The sequence below is a fragment of the Frankia umida genome (assembly GCF_023242945.1).
GTDB lineage: Bacteria > Actinomycetota > Actinomycetes > Frankiales > Frankiaceae > Frankia > Frankia umida.
In genome coordinates this window covers 206,095-223,762 of sequence record NZ_JALKFT010000007.1, presented here as the reverse complement: position 1 = coordinate 223,762, position 17,668 = coordinate 206,095, and the positions used below count along the sequence as shown (strand labels likewise).

The window sequence follows — 17,668 nt, the reverse complement described above, 5'->3', positions numbered from 1 at the left end:
TACCGACGCACAGTGATGTTCACCTGCGCATCGAGGTCAGGCACAGCAGGGCTTCGTGGGGGGTGCCGTACTTGCGGGTGAAGGCGGCGGCCACCGTGTCGGCACCGTCGTTGTCCCGCAGGGGCACCACCCGCCAGTGCCCCTCGGCGCCCAGCGGATGGGTGCCGACCGTGGGCAGCGTGGCCACCAGATCGTCGGGGCCGCCGCCGTGCAGCAGCTCGTGCAGCTCGGGACAGTGCAGGTAGACGGCGTCGTCCACGCGGACGTAGGCGCAGCGCACCTCGAGCGGGTCGGCGTCGGTCGAGGACACCCGCAGCGTCACCCGCAGGTAGTCGTCCAACGAGACGCTGCCCGTCGGACCCCACATCCGGTCGAAGTACTGCTCGACGAACTGGACGAGGGTGGAGGAGATCGTCGCCTCGTGCTGGGTCGCCGCGGACGAGGAGACCCCGACCGGGAAGCTCGACACCAGCGCGCCGGTGTCCCACCGGTGGTAGCTCGCCAGCGGCTGCTCGGCGTAGAGCCGCACGCCCAGGCGGGCCTGCCCGACCGGGTCGAGCCGGGCCCGCAGCTCGGCCAGCGCCAGCAGGTTCGCCCGGATCAGCGCCGAGACGTCGACGCGGTGCCCGAGGTCGGCGGCGCGGGCGCTGGCGGCCCGAGAGTCGGGGTCGAGCAGCAGGATCTGCACGATCGCGCCGGCCGCGACGGCGGCCCGCAGAGCGCCGGTGAAGATCTCCCGGTGCGGTGCGATGACCAGGTCCGTCCAGGTGTTCAGCAGTCGGACGCTGCGCCGGGAGCCCGCCACCCGGGCGGTGAAACCGGCCGGGTCGAAGGTATCGAGCAGCCGTCCGCCGGTGAACTGGGCGGGTTCGGTGGCCATCGGCGCGGACAGTCGACGTTCGGCCGCGGCCAGCTCGGTGGATCCGCGTTCGCGCAGCAGGGTGACGGCCTGCTGCCAGGACCGGCGGGCCGCGGGCTGATCGCCGAGTTCGGCCAGGATGTCGCCGCGGCGCACCAGCACCCGCGGTTCCCAGACCGGGTCGGGTAGCTCCGCGAGCATCGGCAGGCACTCGTTGTAGGCGGTCAGCGCCTGCTCGGGCCGGTGCTGGTAGCGGTAGAGATCACCGAGTCGGCGCTGGGCCTGGGCCTGGAGCGGACGGTTGCCCAGGTCCCGCGCGATCGTCAGGCTCATCGTCAGGCAGGTGATGGCGTCGGTGAGTTCGCCCCGATCGCCGTACGTCATGGCCAGGCTGACCAGGGTCTCCGCCTCGGCGCGGCGGGCACGGGTGCGCCGCATCGTGTCAAGCGCCGCCTCGAAGTGCTCGAACGCGCTGGTCTGCTCGCCCCGGCCGCGACAGGTGCTACCCAGACCGCGTACCGCCCGTGCCTCACCGAGGTCCGCTCCGAGCCCGGCCAGGATCTCCCGGGCCCGGGAGAACCGTGCGGTGGCCAACGCCAGATGGTCGGCCGCCCGCCGGTCGACGGCCACCGCCGGCTGTCCACCCGGGTCGCGTCCGACGGCGTCCAGCCGCCAGAACGCCTCCTCGAAGGCCAGTGTCATCTCCCGCTCACCGAGGTTGGTCAGCAGCTCCGCCTCGGCCTGCCGGTCGCCACCGCGGCGCGCCGCGGCCAGGCCCAGCTCGTGCGAACGGTCCCAGTCCGACCAGTGCGCCCCGAACAGGTAGAAGTCGGCGGCCTCGGCGGCGAGCAGCCAGGTCGGCTGGTCCAGACCGGCCGCGGCGGCCTGTTCCAGCAGCGCGAGCAGGTTCGACCGCTCGGCGGCGAACCAGACCAGCGGACGGTGCGTCAGCTCGAGGAACGCGGGGCCGCCGACCTGTCCCGGGTCGCGGTCGGCGATCCGGGTCGGGATCGCCGCGGTCGGCCGCAACGCCGGCATCCCGCCGGGGCTGAAGGTGGCGACCGCCGTACGCAGCATCACCAGATAGGCGTACAGCAAGCGCTCGAGTGTCGCGGCGTGTTCGGCTGGCAAAGGTACCGGTATCGCGGTCAGGGGACCCGCGACCACGCCCCCGGTGGGGGCGGCGTCGACGGCGAGTTGCCGGTCGACCCCACCTTCGGGCTGGTGCGGGCGCCGTCCGTCCGCCTCGGGAGGGTCCGCGTCGGGATCGTCCGCCGGCCGCGCGCCGGCCGCGTGCTCGGCCAGCAGTTCGCGGGCGAACACCCGCAGCAGGTCGTGGAAGCCGTACCGTTCGATGCCGCTGGGGTCCGGACCGCGCCGTTCCAGCAGCTGTGCGTCCACGAGCTGGTCCACGAGGTCCTCGGCCTCGCGGACCTCGCCGGCGAGGACCGCGGCCGCGGCCCAGGTGGTGAAGTCGCTGACTCCCGGCAGGGAGAGCAGCCGGAAGGCGCGCTGTTCGTCCGACGGTCGGCCGTCGTAGCTGAGCTGGAAGCTCGCCCGGATCTCCAGGTCACCGAGCTCCAACCAGGTCAGTCGATCGCGTTCCGTCGACAGGCGGGTCACGATCCGCGACAGTCGCCAGTGGGGATGCGCGAAGAGCTTGCGGCCGGCGATCTGGATCGCCAGGGGCAGATAGCCGCACAGCCCGACGATGTCACGGGCGGCCTTCTCCTCCATGGCCACCCGCTCGGCCCCGACGACCCGCTCCAGCAGCTGCACCGCGTCGTCCGGGATCAGCACGTCGAGCACCCGACACGGCATGGTCAGCCCGGACAGCCGTGGTCGGCTGGTGACGATCACCGCGCATCCCGGGCCGGACGGGATCAGCTGCCGCAGCTGCGCCTCGTTCGCCGCGTTGTCCAGCAGGATCAGCGCCTGGCGGGTGGACAACAGCTGCAGGTACATCTCGACCAGATCGTCGGGGTCGGTCGGCACCGCCGCCCGGCTGACCCCGAGCGCCTGGACGAACCTGGTCAGCACCCGCACGGGCTCCAGCGGCCGGCTGGTGCCGCGCAGGTCCACGTACAGCACGTCGGTGAAGTGCGCGCGGATCCGATGCGCGATGTGGACGGCCAGGGCCGTCTTGCCGGTCCCGGCCTTGCCGGCGTAGGCGATGGCCACCGTGCCCTGGGTGAGCGCCGCAGGCTCCGTGAGCAGCGCCAGCGCGTCGGCCTGGAGGGTGTCACGCCCGGTGTACTCCTTGACGTCCGGTGGCAGTGAACTGCCACCGCGGGCGGGTGCCGTGACGACGACGGGGCGGTTCAGCGACCGCGGTGGTGTCCAGGCCAGCGACGGTGCTCCGCGTAGCACGTCCTCCTGCATCCGGCGCAGCAACGGGGATTCCAGCCCCAGCTCGTGCCGGGCGGCGAGTCCCGCCTGGCAGGCCCGGGCGGCGTCGTCGACCCGGCCGTCGCGGTAGAGGGCCAGCGCCAGCTCCCGGCGTAGCCCGTCGTCGGTGGGATGCAGGTCGACCTGCAGTTTCAGCTCGCCGAGCAGCTCCCGGTGGCGGCCCAGCGCCAGGTCCGCGTCGATCCTGGTCTTGGTCACGTCCAGCTGCAGTTCGGTGAGCGCGTTGACGTAACTGTGCGCGAACGGATGGTCGGCCACATCCGCGAGTGACGGCCCACGCCACAGCGACTGGGCCTCCTGCAGCGGGGCGATCGCGCTGACCGGGTCGCCGTCCTCCATCGCCCGCCGACCCTGCGCCAGCAGCCGGCGGGCCCGGTTCGCATCGATCTGCTCCGGGCGGACGTCGAGCACGTACCCCTCGCCTCGACGCTGCAGGACCTGGGGAGCGGGGCCGGCCTCGATGCGCCGCCGCAGCTCGCTGACATGGGTGCGCAGCGTGCCCTGCGCCCGCTCCGGCGCGGCTTCCCGCCAGATCGCGTCCAGCAGCCGGTGCGTCGGCACGACCCGGCCGACCTCGAGCAGCAGCACGGTCAACAGCACCTTGCGCTGGGTGCCGCCGATCGCCAGCGGAACGCCGGCCACGGTGAGCTCCAGCGGACCAAGGATCGCGAACCGCAGACTGTCGCGTTCGGGCATCGGGTCCTCTCGTCCAGTCCGCTCCTGGCGTCGACCGGAGATCACCTGCGACGCCGAGCGATGAGTGTCCACCGCAGCGTGCGCCGTGAGGGGGCGAGCCGGCAACCACCGATTCGACCTGACCGGTGTCACCTGCGCGTCACCGCCGTCGCGCGAGCGTGCCCTGGGTGGTCACGAGCGTGCGATCGAGGAGCGTGCGCGGTGCTCTGACCACGGATTATCCGGTCTCCGCTTGCGGGTTCGCGAGCATCCGCCGGTCGCTGCACCGCTGTCGTCGCCGTCTTCGATCAACAGAGTGTCAACCCTTGTGGTTGAGGTGGGGGGAACGGTCTGTTGATCCCCCGGAGGTGCACTGAGTCGGACGACATCGACGAACGACGGGCGACGGGTGACCGGGAGGCCGGTCCTGCCGCGGAGGTGAGACGCACAGATGACCACGACAAGGAGCACGACGCCGAGGGCGACGACGGGAGCCCCGGAGCATGATCCGGTGGGCGTGCTGCCCCGGCGGGCCGGTGGCCTGCCGCACGAGCTGGTGCTGCGCAACGTCCCAGGCGGGAACCGGGCGGTCCGGCAGGTGTGGTTCGAGGCGGACGAGGCCGGCGTGCTCGCCGACTGGGACGAGCGCGACCGGGTCGAACTGATGGCCGCGGGACGTCCCTTCGTGCTCGAGCGTGACCTGGACGGACGGGGGGTGCGGTTGGTCGAGCCGATGGGGCGTGACCCGGTGGCCGCCTTCACCCCGGCGCGGGTCGGCGGACGGGTGCTGCTGGCCGACGGGACGACGCTGCGCTGGCTCCAGCCGACCCGCGGCGTCTTCGAGAGCGGCCTGGTGGGCTACCGGGACGCCAGCATCGTCCGGTTCGCCATGGACGGCACGGCACTCGTCTTCGCCGCGCTCGAGCTGGCCGGGTCGGCGCGGGTGGGTTCGGGGGATACCGGTCGGGGGGATCTCCCGGACCCACGGCGGGGCTGGCTGCCCGACCTGGTAGCGCTCCTGGTGCTCAGCTGGTTCGTGCGGTTGCTGGAAGTGTGGCCTACCCCGTCCGTCGACATTCGCTCAGGCGTTCGCCACCTGGGTGTTTGACGGGCCGGTCGGCGGAGGCTACCTTTTCCCGTATTCGAACCCATGTTCGACTTCGGGGAGGGCGTCATGTCGACACCACACGGCGATCCACGTGGAAATCCGGGCGGGGTGTCAGGTCGGTCCTTCGGGGCCGGCCCCGGCGGCGAGGGCGTCCGGGCGCAGGCTGTGCGCGCCGCGGCGTCCCCAGCCGGCGGGGCGCCCGAGCGTGCCCTGCTGCCTGCCGCCGGGCTTCCGCACCGCTCTCGGGACGAGCTGCTCGCCGCGGCCCGCCACGGCCTCGACGAGGCCGAGTACGCCACCTGTATCCCGCAGCGGTACGCCCAGGCCCACCTGGCCGCCCTGCGGGCGGCCGCGGCGGTGCTGGCCGATCGGGCGCGGCCCCGGCCGGGGCGGCGTGGCCGGCCGCTGAGCGCCTGGTGCCTCCTCGTGCGGGTGGCTCCCGAGCTGGCCGAATGGGCTGACTTCTTCGCGGCGGGCGCCAGGCGCCGGGCCGCGGCCGAGGCCGGGTTGAACGTGGTGGGTCGCCGGGAGGCCGACGACCTGATCCGTCAGGTCCACCTGTTTCTCGGCGCGGTGGAGCAGGAGCTGGGGCTGCCCTCCCAACCGGTGCTGGCCGGTAGCGGGCCGGCGGCGCGGGCGTAGCCGGCCGTGGTTGCCCCGGCGGCGCGGGCCGCCCCGCAGAATCTCACCGTCCTGCGGGAGATCACCCGGATTCCGGCGCGACGGGCCGGGCCGGCCGGTGAGCGGCTGGTGCCGACGGTGCCCGCTCTGGCCGCTCTGCTCCCCGAGGAGGGGTTGCGTCGAGGGACGACGGTCACGGTCACCGGCTCCGCGTCTCTGGTGCTGACGTTGCTGCGCGGCCCCTCCCAGGCGGGTGGGTGGTGCGCGGTGGTGGGCTTCGCCGAACTCGGTCTGCTCGCAGCGGCCGAGTCGGGGATCGCGCTGGAGCGGCTCGCCCTCGTACCGGCGCCAGGGCCGCGTTGGCCGGTGGTCGTGGCCGCGCTGCTCGACGCGATGGATGTCGTGGTGGTCCGCCCGCCGGCCGCGCCCGGGGCGGCCGGCGGGCGGTTGATGGCCCGGGCCCGCGAACGTGGGGCGGTCCTGGTCGCTGTCGGGGCCTGGGAAGGGGCTGACCTGCGCCTGGTCGTGCTCGAGCGACGGTGGGAGGGCGTCGGCGCCGGGCACGGCCACCTGCGGATGGGCCACCTGCTGGTGGAGGTATCCGGGCGCGGCGCGGCCCGTCGTCCCTGCCGCGGCTGGCTGGCGGGCACCGGCCTGGCCGAGGCCGGGCCCCCCGGTGTGGAGCGCGCCGCGGCGGTGCCGCTGCGCCCGGCGGGGGTGGCCTGATGCCGGTGCGGATGCTGGCCGTGCACTATCCGCACTGGCCGGTCGTGGCCGCTGGATTCGCGGCGGGGGTGCCCGCCGCGGTGCTGGCCAGCGGGCGGATCGTGGCGGCGACGCCGGCCGCCCGGCGGCTGGGCGTCCGGCCGGGGCAGCGGCGCCGGGAGGCCCAGGCCCGCTGCCCGGAGATCACCATTGTGGCGCAGGACCCGGGTCGCGCCGCTCGTGTCTTCGAACCCGTGGTGGGCGTCGTCGAAACGGTGATCCCCGGTGTGGAGGTGCGTGCGGCCGGTACCTGTGTCGTCCCGGCTCGTGGCGCCGCCCGGTACTTCGGGGGAGACCGGGCCGCGGTCGAGCAGGTCCGCCGGGCCCTGGCCGCGGCCTGGCCGGCCGTCGTCAGCCGGGCCGCCGGGCCCGGGCCGGGCACACCGACGGAGGCCGGGGCCGAGATCGGCGTCGGAGCCGAGGTCGGGATCGGCGTGGCTGACGGGCCGTTCGCGGCGGAGATCGCCGCGCGTACCGATGCCATCGTCGTGCCCGGTGGCACCCCGGCCCTGCTCGCCCCGCTGCCCGTGGAGCTGCTGGGCGACGCTGATCTCGTCGATCTTCTGCGCCGACTTGGTCTGGAGACGCTGGGCAGCTTCGCGGCGCTGCCCGCCGCCGACGTCGCTGAGCGGTTCGGTCCGGCCGGCTCGTGGGCGCACACCCTCGCCCGCGGCGCCGATCCCCGGGCCGTCACACCCCGGGAGCAGCCCGTCGACCTCGGGGTCGCCATCGCCTTCGACCCTCCGGAGGGCCAGGTCGAGCAGGCCGCCTTCGCCGCCCGCCGCCTCGCCGAGGAGGTCCACGAACTACTGCGCGCCGCCGGGCTCGCCTGCACCGGCATCCAGATCGAGGCGGAGACCGACCGCGGCGGACGGCACACGCGGATCTGGCGCCACGACGGCCCACTGTCCGCCGTGGCCACCACCGACCGGGTCCGCTGGCAGCTCGACGGCTGGCTGACCAGCACGGCCCTGTCCGCGCCACCTGGATCGGTGTCTGAGGGTCAGGTGGCGATCCAGGCGGGGCTGGTGCGGCTGCGGATCGAACCGGTGGGGCTGGTGCCAGCCGAGGGTCGCCAACTCGGTCTGTGGGGGGAGCCGGGCGCGGCCGCGGCCCGCGTCGCGCGCGCCCTCACCCGGGTGCAGGGGCTGCTCGGCCCGCAGGCGGTGCTCACCGCGGTCGTCGAGGGCGGGCGTGACCCCGCCGACCGGATTCGGCTGGTCCCCTGGGGGGAGCCCCGGGCGGCCGCTGGCCTGGATCGGCCGTGGCCCGGGACGCTTCCGGCGCCCGCCCCGACCCTGGTGCACCGCCCCGCGCTCGCGGCCGACGTGCTGGACGAGGCCGGCGAGCGGGTGCGGGTCAGCGGCCGCTGCACGGTGACGGCACCTCCCGCGCGGCTGACGATCGGGGCGGAACAACCCCGGGCGGTCACCGGCTGGGCCGGGCCCTGGCCGGTCGACGAACGGTGGTGGGAGTCGGGGGCGCGGCGCCGGGCCCGCTTCCAGCTGCGCGTGGCGGACGGCGGTGGATACCTGCTCGCCCTGGTGGGCGGCCGATGGTGGGTGGAGGCCTCCTATGACTGATCCCAGCGCACCGGGCCTTCGCGAGCCGAGCCGTGGGGCGCCCGGTGGCCCGCCGGCGACAGGCTCTCGGCTGGTCGAGCCGGACGGCGGGGACGCCCCGGCCTGGTCGCGTCGACGCACGCCCTGTCAGCCGCCGAGCACGGGACTGCCCGGCCCGGCTGGTCCCCAGGTGGCCTACGCGGAGCTGCACTGTCACTCCGCGTTCAGCTTCCTCGACGGGGCGAGTCAGCCCGAGGATCTGGTGGAGGAGGCGGTGCGGCTCGGGCTCACCGCGTTGGCGCTGACCGACCACGACGGGCTCTACGGGGTCGTCCGGTTCGCCGAGGCGGCCCGGGCGGTGGGGCTGCCCACCGTGTTCGGCGCGGAGATCTCCCTCGACGCGAGTGGCGCCCGTGCCGGGCAGGCCGACCCGGGTGGGGATCATCTGCTCGTCCTCGCACGTGATCCCGAGGGCTACCGGCGGCTGTCCGGTCTGCTCTCCGACGCCCACCTGGCCGGCGGGGAGAAAGGCCGGCTGGTGGCCCGGCCCGAGCGGTGCGCGCAGGCGGCCGGTGGCCACTGGCAGGTGCTCACCGGCTGCCGCAAGGGCACGGTCGCCCGGGCGCTCACCCGTGGCGGGCCACCGGCGGCCGGCATCGCCCTGGCCGAACTGGTGGCCCTGTTCGGCCGGGAGAACGTGGCTGTGGAGATCACCGACCACGGCCATCCACACGAGTCGGATCGCAACGACGCCCTCGCCGAGCTCGCCCAGGCCGCGGGGTTGCCTCTGGTGGCCACCGGCAACGTCCACTACGCGGTGCCCGGCGCGGCCCGGCTCGCCGCGACGATGGCCGCGGTGCGGGCCCGGCGCAGTCTCGAGGAGATGGACGGCTGGCTGCCGGCGGCCGGCACCGCGCATCTGCGTTCGGGCGCGGAGATGGCAGCCCGGTTCGCCCGGTACCCCGGCGCGGTGGAACAGGCCGCGCGCCTCGGTGCGGCCTGCGCCTTCGACCTGCACCTGGTCGCACCGAAACTGCCCGACTTCCCCGTCCCGCCAGGACACACCGAGGCCAGCTGGCTACGGCTGCTGACCATGCAGGGCGCGGCGCGCCGTTACGGTCCACCCGGTCGGGAACGGGTCGCCGGCGCCTACGAGCAGCTCGCCCACGAACTGACCCTGATCGAGCGGCTCGGTTTCCCCGGCTACTTCCTGGTCGTCCACGACATCGTGGAGTTCTGCCGACGGCACCGCATCCTCTGCCAGGGGCGGGGGTCGGCGGCCAACTCCGCGGTCTGCTTCGCGCTCGGTGTCACCGGGGTCGACGCGGTCTCCTACGGCCTGCTCTTCGAGCGGTTCCTCGCCCCGGAACGGGACGGCCCGCCCGACATCGACCTGGACATCGAGTCCGGGCGGCGGGAGGAGGTGATCCAGTACGTCTACCGGCGCTACGGGCGTTCCCGGGCCGCGCAGGTCGCCAACGTGATCACCTATCGGCCGCGGTCGGCGGTCCGGGAGGTGGCCCGGGCCCTGGGGTTCTCCGCCGGCCAGCAGGACGCCTGGTCCCGTCAGCTGGACCGGTGGTCCCTGCCCACCCAGGGCGGCGCCGAGCGGGAACACGACATCCCCTCCGCCGTGACCGGGCTGTCCGAGCAGCTCCAGGGGTTCCCCCGACATCTGGGCATCCACTCCGGCGGCATGGTGATCTGTGACCGGCCGGTCGGCGAGGTGGTGCCGGTCGAGTGGGCCCGGATGCCCGGGCGCACCGTCATCCAGTGGGACAAGGACGACTGCGCGGCCGCCGGCCTGGTCAAGTTCGACCTGCTCGGGCTCGGCATGCTCGCGATGCTGCACGGGGCGTTCGACCTCATCCGCGATCATCACGGGCGGGACCTGGACCTGTCGTCCATTCCACCGGAGGACCCCGCCGTCTACGACATGCTCTGCGCGGCCGACTCCCTCGGGGTGTTCCAGGTGGAGAGCCGCGCGCAGATGGCGACGCTGCCCCGGCTGCGGCCCCGCCGGTTCTACGACCTGGTGATCGAGGTCGCGCTGATTCGCCCCGGCCCGATCCAGGGCGGCTCGGTGCACCCCTACCTTCGCCGGCGAGACGGCACCGAGGAGGTGGCCTACCCGCATCCGCTGCTGCGGCGCAGCCTGGCCAGGACCCTCGGCGTCCCGCTGTTCCAGGAACAGCTCATGCAGATGGCGATCGACATCGCCGGATTCTCCCCGGCCGAGGCGGACGAGCTGCGGCGGGCGATGAGTGCCAGACGGTCCGCGCGGCGCATCGAAGGGCTACGGGGTCGGCTCTACGCCGGAATGGCGGCCAGCGGCATCACCGGTGCACTCGCGGACGATCTTTACGCCAAGCTGTCCGCCTTCGCGAACTTCGGGTTTCCCGAGAGTCACTCGGTGAGTTTCGCGCTGCTCGTGTACGCCAGCTCCTGGGTGAAGCTCTACTACCCCGCGGTGTTCTGCGCCGCGCTGCTCAACGCGCAACCGATGGGTTTCTACTCGCCGCAGAGCCTCGTCGCCGACGCCCGCCGGCACGGGGTCGAAGTGCTGCGACCCGACCTCAACGCCTCGGCGGCGCGGGCGAGCCTGGCCGGGGAGCCACCGCGGGTCCGGCTGGGGCTCGCCGGGGTCCGGCGGGTCGGGGAGGCGCTCGCACGGCGCATCGTCGAACGTCGCGCGGTCGACGGTCCCTACGCGGACATGGCCGATCTGGTCCGTCGGGTCGGGGTGCCCGTCGACCAGCTGGAGGCACTGGCCACCGCCGGCGCGTTCGGCTGCTTCGGGCTGACCCGCCGCGAGGCGCTGTGGGCGGCGGGCGCGGTGGCACAGGCCCGGCCGGACCGGCTCGACGGCATGGTCTTCGGCGCCGACGTCGGCGCGGTCGCGCCCTACCTGCCGGGGATGACCGAGGTCGAGGAGTCGGTGGCCGACCTGTGGGCGACCGGGATCACCACCGACGGCTACCCGACCCGGTTCCTGCGGGAACGCCTCGCCGCCCGGGGAGTGACCACCGCCGTCGACCTGCGGGCCGTGCTCGCCGACCGGCGGGTGCTCGTCGCCGGCGTCGTCACCCACCGGCAGCGTCCCGCGACCGCCGCCGGGACCACCTTCGTCAGCCTGGAGGACGAGACCGGCCTGGTGAACGTGATCTGCTCGCCGGGCCTGTGGACCCGCCACCGCACGGTGGCACGGACCGCGACCGCCCTTGTCGTGCGAGGACGCGTCGAACGGGCGCAGGGCGTGGTCAACGTGATCGCCGAGCGGATGTGGCCGCTGTCGGTCTCCGTTCCCCCCCAGTCCCGGGACTTCCGGTGATCCAGATGTCGGCGGCCAGCGCACTGTGTCACTATCGCTCACTATCAGTCAGCCATCCGGGTGCTGTCGGTGACGAGGCGGGAGTGCGTCGATGCGGGATGTACGGGTGCTGCGCGAGGTACGCATCCTCCGGGACACGCGGATCTCCCAGAACGCACGGGTGCTGCGCCACGCCTGGGGGCTCTCGGTCCTGGGCCTGTCGATCGGCGGGCTCGCGGTGGGCGTCGCGATCGGCCTCACCGTCGGCCGCTGATCCTGCCGTCCCGAGCAAGCCTGCCGTCCCGCGCAGGCCCGTCGCCGTACCGCGAGCAGGAGTCGACACATGATCGAGGAGCTCGTGGCGGCATCCGATGTCAGCCTCGGTGAGAGCGGAGCCGACCTGCGACAGGCGGCGATCTGGCCGGGAGTCTGGGCCCTGCTGTCCACCTGCGGGGTGCCGAGGCCACTGATCGTGGACGCCGGCGGTGGCAGCGGGGGATTCGCCGTACCGATCGCGGCGGCCGGATATCCGGTGATCGTTGTCGACCCGTCCCCGGACGCGCTCGCCGCGCTGCGGCTGCGAGCGGCCGAACGCGGCCTCGACCACCAGATCACCGCGGTGCAGGGCGACCTCGGCGACCTGGGCGACCTCGTCGGGGTGGGCCGGGCTGACGTGCTGCTGTGCCACTCGGTTCTCGACGTCGTGGACGATCCGGCGACCGCGCTCGCCCAGGCGCTGCGGGTGCTGCGGCCAGGCGGAACGCTCAGCCTGCTGGTCGCGGGGCAGGGCGCCGCGGTGCTGCGCCGGGTGCTCGCCGGGCGGATCGACGAGGCGTTCGCGGTGTTCACCGGGGAGCTGGGACGGGCTCCCCGGCCATCCCGGCGCTTCAGCGTGGCCGACGCCGTCGCGCTGGTGCGCAGGGCCGGTGGGGAGGTGACGGATGTGCACGGAGCGCGGATCTTCACCGATCTGGTGCCCGGGGAGCGGCTGAGTGACCCGCGGGTGGTCGAGAGCCTGCGCCGCCTGGAACTCGCCGCAGCCCGGCACGAGTCGTACCGGGATCTCGCCGCCCACCTGCACGTCCTCGCCCGCCGCCCGGCTCGACAGCCCCACATCGATGATCATGAATGAGGGGTGCGTGGGGGCGGGTGGCGCCGCGCCGGAGAGCACCATTGCGGACCGTGACCCGCTCCCGGACCCTGCACGAGCCCACCGACGTCACCCGAACGGTGCACGCCACCGCCGTCGACCTCGACCAGGGGCCGTCTGGTGACGGATATCGCACCGGGTGGGTGCTCCCCGCGGTGCGGTTACTCGGTGTGCGCGCCGGCAACCTCGTGGCGGCCGGGACGTCCAGGCGCCAGCTCCGCCTCGGTAAGCGTCCCGCAGGCTGGGCGGAGCTGTACCAGGTCACCGACCGGGCCCGGGCGCGCTTCGGTGCGGCCGCCCTCGGACCCGCCTCGCTGCTCAACAGGCCAGGGCTGGCTGGCGGGCCCGCGGCGCCACGCCGGTCGGGCGAGTCCGGCCGGCGCGAGCAAGCATGAACGGCGCGGCTGCGGGCACCGCAGGAAGGGAAGGGAATCGCGCGGTTCCGGCCGGCATGACGGGTTGCCTACCGCCGCCGCCCCGGCATGCCTATTCTTGGTTGTGCGGACCCGTCACTGCGGGTCTGAGGTCGTGGGAGGAGCGTCGATGCCGCTCTCGGAGAACGAGCAGCGCCTGCTGGAGCAGATCGAGCGCGCTCTCGTCGAGGATGATCCGAAGTTCGCCAGTGCAGTCAGGTCGACGGAGCCCCGCACCTACCTGTTGCGCCGGGTGCGCCGCAGTGCGTTCGTCTTCCTGCTCGGGCTTGTGGTTCTGGTCGTCGGCGTGGTGCTCAACCAGGTGCCGCTCACGGTGATTCTGGGCATCCTCGGGTTCACGATGATGCTCCTCGCCGCCCTGCGCGGAGCCGCTGATCTACGGCGGATCAGCGGTCGGGAGACCGGCGGGCGTCGTCCAGCGGCCCGTGGGCGCGGCGGGAAGTCGCGGCCCCGCACCAGGGCGCCGTTCATGGAGCGCATCGAGGAGCGTTGGCGTCGCCGCTGGGAGGACCGCCCCTGAGCATCCGCTCCGTGGTATGTCGGACATCGGCGGTACAGCCGTCGGCGTCCGGGTGGTTCGGCGATGGCTGGCGCGTGGTCATTGGCCGCTCGGGTGCGTGGATGTGCGGGTGTGCGGGTGTGCGGGTGCGCGCACGGGTCATCGTGGCGGGTTCGGCTCCGCGCTGGCCCCGGTGGCGACCCGTGTGGGTCAGCGGCGGGAGCTGATGGCTGGTTCTGGGCGGCCGGTGTCCGACTCGTCCGGATGGTGCGGGTCGATCGGCGCGGGAGGCTCCTCGGTCGGGATGCCAGAGTCCGGGGTGGGCGGGGCGGCGGGTCGCGGCGCGCGGTACAGCACGGACGCCGGTGCCAGGCGGGCCATGATGCGGCGTCCGCGGGGGGCGATCGACCACAGCGTGTCCGATGCGATCAGCACGTCCCTGGTGATCTCGGCCGGCGGGGGCGGGCTGGCGAGTTCCGGCGGAGCGTAGCGGGCGCGTTCCTCGGCGGCCGCGAGTCGTTCGAGTGCCTCGCGGGCCTGGGCGTATCGGAGAGACGGTGCGGCGTCCGGGGTCAGGTCGTCGTCCGGGCCGGGCTCGTCAGGGGCGGGGGAACCGCTGATGGCAGGGGAGTCGTGGGCGCGCACGGGTCCGCCGCCGGGGGTGGGTTCGGCGTCGAGGTAGCTGCTCAGACGGGCGACGCCGGTTCGGGGGGAGTCGCTCGGGCGGATCGTCACGCCCAGATCCGCGGCGACGTCGAGCAGTTCCGACCAGGCGTCATGTACCTGGTCGACCGAGCCAGGCGCACCGGCGCCGGAAGCGGCGCCGGCACCGCCGGCATGGCGGCCGGGACGCAGCCGGGTGCGGCGGCGGCGTAGCCGGATCAACCCGGGCACCGCCAGCGCGAGCAGCACCGGGCCGGCGGCGACGAGCAGCACGATCGCCCACCAGGGGAAGCCGCCGCCGGTCGCGCCGTGGGGAGCGTCGGCGGCGGTGTCGGACGCGCCACCTGTGGCGGTGGCGGTGGGAGTCGCGCTCGGGTCCTGCCCGCTACCGGTGCTGGGATCCGGTTCGGGGGCGACCTGGGTCTGCGGGCCGGGCGCCAGCGCCGCGTCCGGGTCCTCGACGCCGGCGGGGGCGTAGGACGGGGCGGTGGTCGCACCATCAGCGCGGCGGGTCGGTTCGAAGCCGAGCCAGCCCACCGACGGGAACCAGACCTCGGGCCAGGCGTGCGCCTGCCGATTGGTGACCAGGTAGGTGCCGTCCGGTTGCTGTTCACCTGGTACGAAGCCGATCGCGACCCGCGCGGGTATCCCCAGCATCCGCACGAGCACGGTCATCGCCGAGGCGAACTGTTCGCAGTAGCCGCGGTGGGTGTCGAACAGGAACGCGGCGAGCGCGCCGTCCTGGGTGGTGGGTGCGCCCTGCAGGTCATAGGTGAACGTGGGGCCACGCAGGTACTCCTGGATGGCGTAGACCTTCTCGTAGGTGGTGGCGGCACCCTGGGTGAGGGTGGTGAGCAGGGTGCGCAGCCGGCCGTCGAGGTTCGCCGGCAGCAGTGTGTCGATGGCCAGGTCCGCGGGCACACGGCCGTTGGAGCTCAGCAGCTGCGCCCGGGTCGGATCCGGACTGACCGCCTCGACCTGGTAGCGCACACCGGCCGTCGAGGTGCGGGTCGAGAAGATGGTGCCGGTCGGATCGGCGAGCCGCCAGTCGCCGACCAGGCCCTTGATCTTCGTCGGGATGCCGGGCACCGGCAGGTACAGCTCGTTGAACCGGTCGCTGATCGTGACCTCGGCGCTGGCGATGCTGGTCGTCCCACCAAGCTGTGGTTTCGGGAGACCCTCGCTCACCCGGTCGTCGCGGGTGGCGTTGAGCGCCCGCAGGGTGAACAGCTGGCCGTCGAAGTTCTCCAGCGCGGTCAGCCGCAGGTAGCGGGGAGTCTCGGTGCGCACGCGCAGCAGCGGGATGGTGGCGTCGGAGTGCAGCTGCTGGCTGACCGAGACGATCGGCTGGACGACACTGGCCGAACTCGGGCCGTCACCAGCGCCGTAGCCGCTGCGCCGTGAGACCAGCCCGGAACCGTCCAGCGACGGCAGTGCCAGCGGCAGGGTGACCGCGACGACCAGCGCGGCCAGCGAAACCCCGAGGGCCGTCACGGCCACCCGGGGGCGCGGCGGCTCACCGGCCGACCCGTCGGCGCCGGCCCCGGTGGACGTGGCCACGGGACGGCCCCACCGGCCGATGGCGAGCCGTCCATCCAGCAGAAGCAGGGCGACGAAGCTCACCGCGCCGAGGCCGAACGCCAGCGCGCCGACCCCGCCTGGCAGGATCGCCGCCGACACCGCGTACAACGCCAGCAGCGGCAGCCCGCCGAGGGTCGGCCGCTCCAGGGTCACCACGATCAGCTCGACGAGCATGGTGGTCAGATAGACGCCGAGCACGATGAGCACGACCAGACCCGGCCGGTGCGGGACCGGCGTGGCCAGCCGCGAGATGTCCGAGCCGCCGTCGGCGATGAGATCGCGCAGGGTGCGTACGGTCAGCGGGGTCGGGATGAGCCCGAGCAGCGCCGTGCCACGGGCGCAGAGCAGTGTGACCGTCACGGCCAGGCCGGCGAGGCTGATCACCAGCCCGGCCACGGTGGGCAGCCGCAGCAGCCGGCTCACCGTCGCGGTCACCACGGCGACGACCACCGCGATCACTACCGGGACCAGCCACCAGCGGGTGCCGTCGAACAGCCGGGACAGCGCACTGGACGACAGCAGACAGGCCACCGTGGTGACCGCGGTGGGCGCGAAGCGACGGTTCACCTGCCCACCGCCGCGCCGCGCAGCCCCGGAACCGCCGGGGCACCCCGCCCGGGCGACACACTCGGCCCGACCGCGCCGTCACGACCGGCCGCGACACCCCGGCCGGGGAGATCACCCGGGCGGCCAGGCCCACCCGCGCCGGTGGCCGTGGCGCCGAGGCGACCGCTCGCCGCCGCCGGACCGCGGGCAGCGCCACCGGCGCCCGGCCACAGGGCGGCCAGCCGCGCCCCACGTGGGGCGACGAGCACCGCCCAGCCGGCCCGCGACAGAATTCCGCGCACCGCGACCAGGTCGCCGGCCGCCGATTCGGGTGCGGCGCCGGGATCCCAGCTGGTCACGTCGAGGAGGACGGCGATGGCCGGGGCGCCGGTCGGACGCAGCCCGCACAGCGCCGTGGCCAGCGTGGAATCGGCGTGCCCCAGCACCGCCACGATCATGCCGCCCTGGCCGGCACCGGCGCCGGCGCCGGGACGCCGCACCGCGGCCAACGCCGGACGCAGGGACGCCGTCTGCGCCGGGGACAGCGTGGACAACTCGTCGAGCAGGCCGGACAGGGCCGTGCCGGCGATCGTCGTGACCGGGCCACGGTCGGTGATCAGCCGGACGCGATGCCCGCCGCGGGCCAGGTGCATCCCGATGCCGCCGACGGCGCCGATCGCCCATTCGAACGCGTCCGACCCGGGGGCGCCGGTGAAGCCGGGGGAGCCGGGCCACGCCTGGGCCCGGGAATCCAACAGCAGGGTGGCGGCGCTGGTGTGCGGATGCTCCTCCCGGCGGACCATCATCTCGCCGGAGCGGGCGGTCGTCTTCCAGTGCACCCGGCGCAGGTCATCGCCCGGCCGGTAGGGACGGGTGGTGGTCTCGTCCTCCCCGACGAGGCCGCTGACGCGACGCTGCTCGGCCCGCTGGCTCGCCGACCCGCGGGGCAGCGTGCGGGGCAGCCGCTCCAGCGCCGGGGCGACGACCAGCTCGTCCAGGCTGCGGAAGCTGCGGGTCAGTTCGCACAGGCCGAACGGGTCGCCCAGGCGGATCGCCATCGGGCCGATCTGGTAACGCCCGCGGGTCGTCGCCCGCAGCGCGTAGGTCAGATCACGGCGGCCACCCGGTTCGATCCGGTCGAGGACGAACCGCGCCCCGCCGCCGAGCCCGGAACCGGCGGTGTCCTCCACGAGCAGCACCGAGGACGCCGAGCGGCTGACGTTCTCCAACTGGATGCGCACGGCCACCCGGTCACCGGCGGTGACCCGACGTGGCTCGAGGCGCCGGGTGCACGACAACCGGTACCGGGTGCGGCACACCACGGCCGCCGCGAGGATCGGCAGGCAGGCCAGCAGAATCCCGATGCGCAGCAGATCCTGCTCGCCGAGCAGGACGGCGGACACCACGCAGGCGGCTCCGGCCGCCAGAAACGAGCGGCCCCGGATCGTCAGACCGCGTAGTGCCGCGACAAAATCCCGCACACGCA

12 protein-coding genes are annotated in these 17,668 nt (G+C 74.1%); 9 read left to right on the top strand and 3 right to left on the bottom strand.

Annotated elements, in window-relative coordinates; translation table 11 throughout:
- Positions 1-19 precede the first annotated feature (19 nt).
- Entirely contained in the window at positions 20-3,964 is a 3,945-nt protein-coding gene (locus MXD59_RS09820; protein WP_248824416.1) for an AfsR/SARP family transcriptional regulator, read from the bottom strand.
- A 430-nt stretch (positions 3,965-4,394) separates the two neighbouring features.
- On the opposite strand from MXD59_RS09820, the gene MXD59_RS09815 reads away from it, so the two are divergent.
- From MXD59_RS09815 to MXD59_RS09775, 9 genes are all read left to right on the top strand, one after another.
- A complete protein-coding gene (locus MXD59_RS09815; RefSeq protein WP_248824415.1) occupies positions 4,395-5,051 on the top strand; it encodes a hypothetical protein in 657 nt (218 codons plus the stop codon).
- A 66-nt stretch (positions 5,052-5,117) separates the two neighbouring features.
- Positions 5,118-5,693, top strand: coding sequence for an SAV_6107 family HEPN domain-containing protein (locus tag MXD59_RS09810; RefSeq protein WP_248824414.1), 576 nt, complete (start codon positions 5,118-5,120; stop codon positions 5,691-5,693).
- 6 nt (positions 5,694-5,699) lie between these two features.
- Positions 5,700-6,398 carry a DnaE2-dependent mutagenesis accessory factor ImuA' gene (gene imuA', locus MXD59_RS09805; protein ID WP_248824413.1) on the top strand — a complete coding sequence of 233 codons (699 nt, stop codon included), beginning with the start codon at positions 5,700-5,702 and terminating at the stop codon, positions 6,396-6,398.
- Positions 6,398-8,020, top strand: a complete 1,623-nt coding sequence (locus tag MXD59_RS09800; RefSeq protein WP_248824412.1) for a DNA polymerase Y family protein — start codon at positions 6,398-6,400, stop codon at positions 8,018-8,020. Before imuA' ends, MXD59_RS09800 begins: the two co-directional genes overlap by 1 nt.
- Positions 8,013-11,330 (top strand): error-prone DNA polymerase, encoded by a 3,318-nt coding sequence (locus MXD59_RS09795; protein ID WP_248824411.1) that lies wholly within the window; start codon positions 8,013-8,015, stop codon positions 11,328-11,330. Before MXD59_RS09800 ends, MXD59_RS09795 begins: the two co-directional genes overlap by 8 nt.
- 91 nt (positions 11,331-11,421) lie before the next feature.
- The gene (locus tag MXD59_RS09790) at positions 11,422-11,583 is read left to right on the top strand and encodes a hypothetical protein (RefSeq protein WP_163547339.1); all 162 of its coding nucleotides are present in this window, start codon (positions 11,422-11,424) and stop codon (positions 11,581-11,583) included.
- 69 nt (positions 11,584-11,652) lie between these two features.
- Positions 11,653-12,441 carry a methyltransferase domain-containing protein gene (locus tag MXD59_RS09785; protein ID WP_248824410.1) on the top strand — a complete coding sequence of 263 codons (789 nt, stop codon included), beginning with the start codon at positions 11,653-11,655 and terminating at the stop codon, positions 12,439-12,441.
- Entirely contained in the window at positions 12,438-12,854 is a 417-nt protein-coding gene (locus MXD59_RS09780; protein ID WP_283096615.1) for a DinB/UmuC family translesion DNA polymerase, read from the top strand. The genes MXD59_RS09785 and MXD59_RS09780 overlap by 4 nt, the downstream gene beginning before the upstream one ends.
- A gap of 148 nt (positions 12,855-13,002) precedes the next feature.
- Entirely contained in the window at positions 13,003-13,413 is a 411-nt protein-coding gene (locus MXD59_RS09775; protein ID WP_248824408.1) for an SCO2097 family morphological protein, read from the top strand.
- 189 nt (positions 13,414-13,602) lie between these two features.
- Here the strand turns inward: MXD59_RS09775 and MXD59_RS09770 are convergent, their stop codons facing one another.
- Together MXD59_RS09770 and MXD59_RS09765 are read right to left on the bottom strand one after the other, a co-directional pair.
- Positions 13,603-16,203, bottom strand: coding sequence for a transglutaminase TgpA family protein (locus MXD59_RS09770; RefSeq protein ID WP_248824407.1), 2,601 nt, complete (start codon positions 16,201-16,203; stop codon positions 13,603-13,605).
- Positions 16,200-17,663, bottom strand: a complete 1,464-nt coding sequence (locus MXD59_RS09765) for a DUF58 domain-containing protein (protein WP_248824406.1) — start codon at positions 17,661-17,663, stop codon at positions 16,200-16,202. The genes MXD59_RS09770 and MXD59_RS09765 overlap by 4 nt, the downstream gene beginning before the upstream one ends.
- Positions 17,664-17,668: the final 5 nt, after the last annotated feature.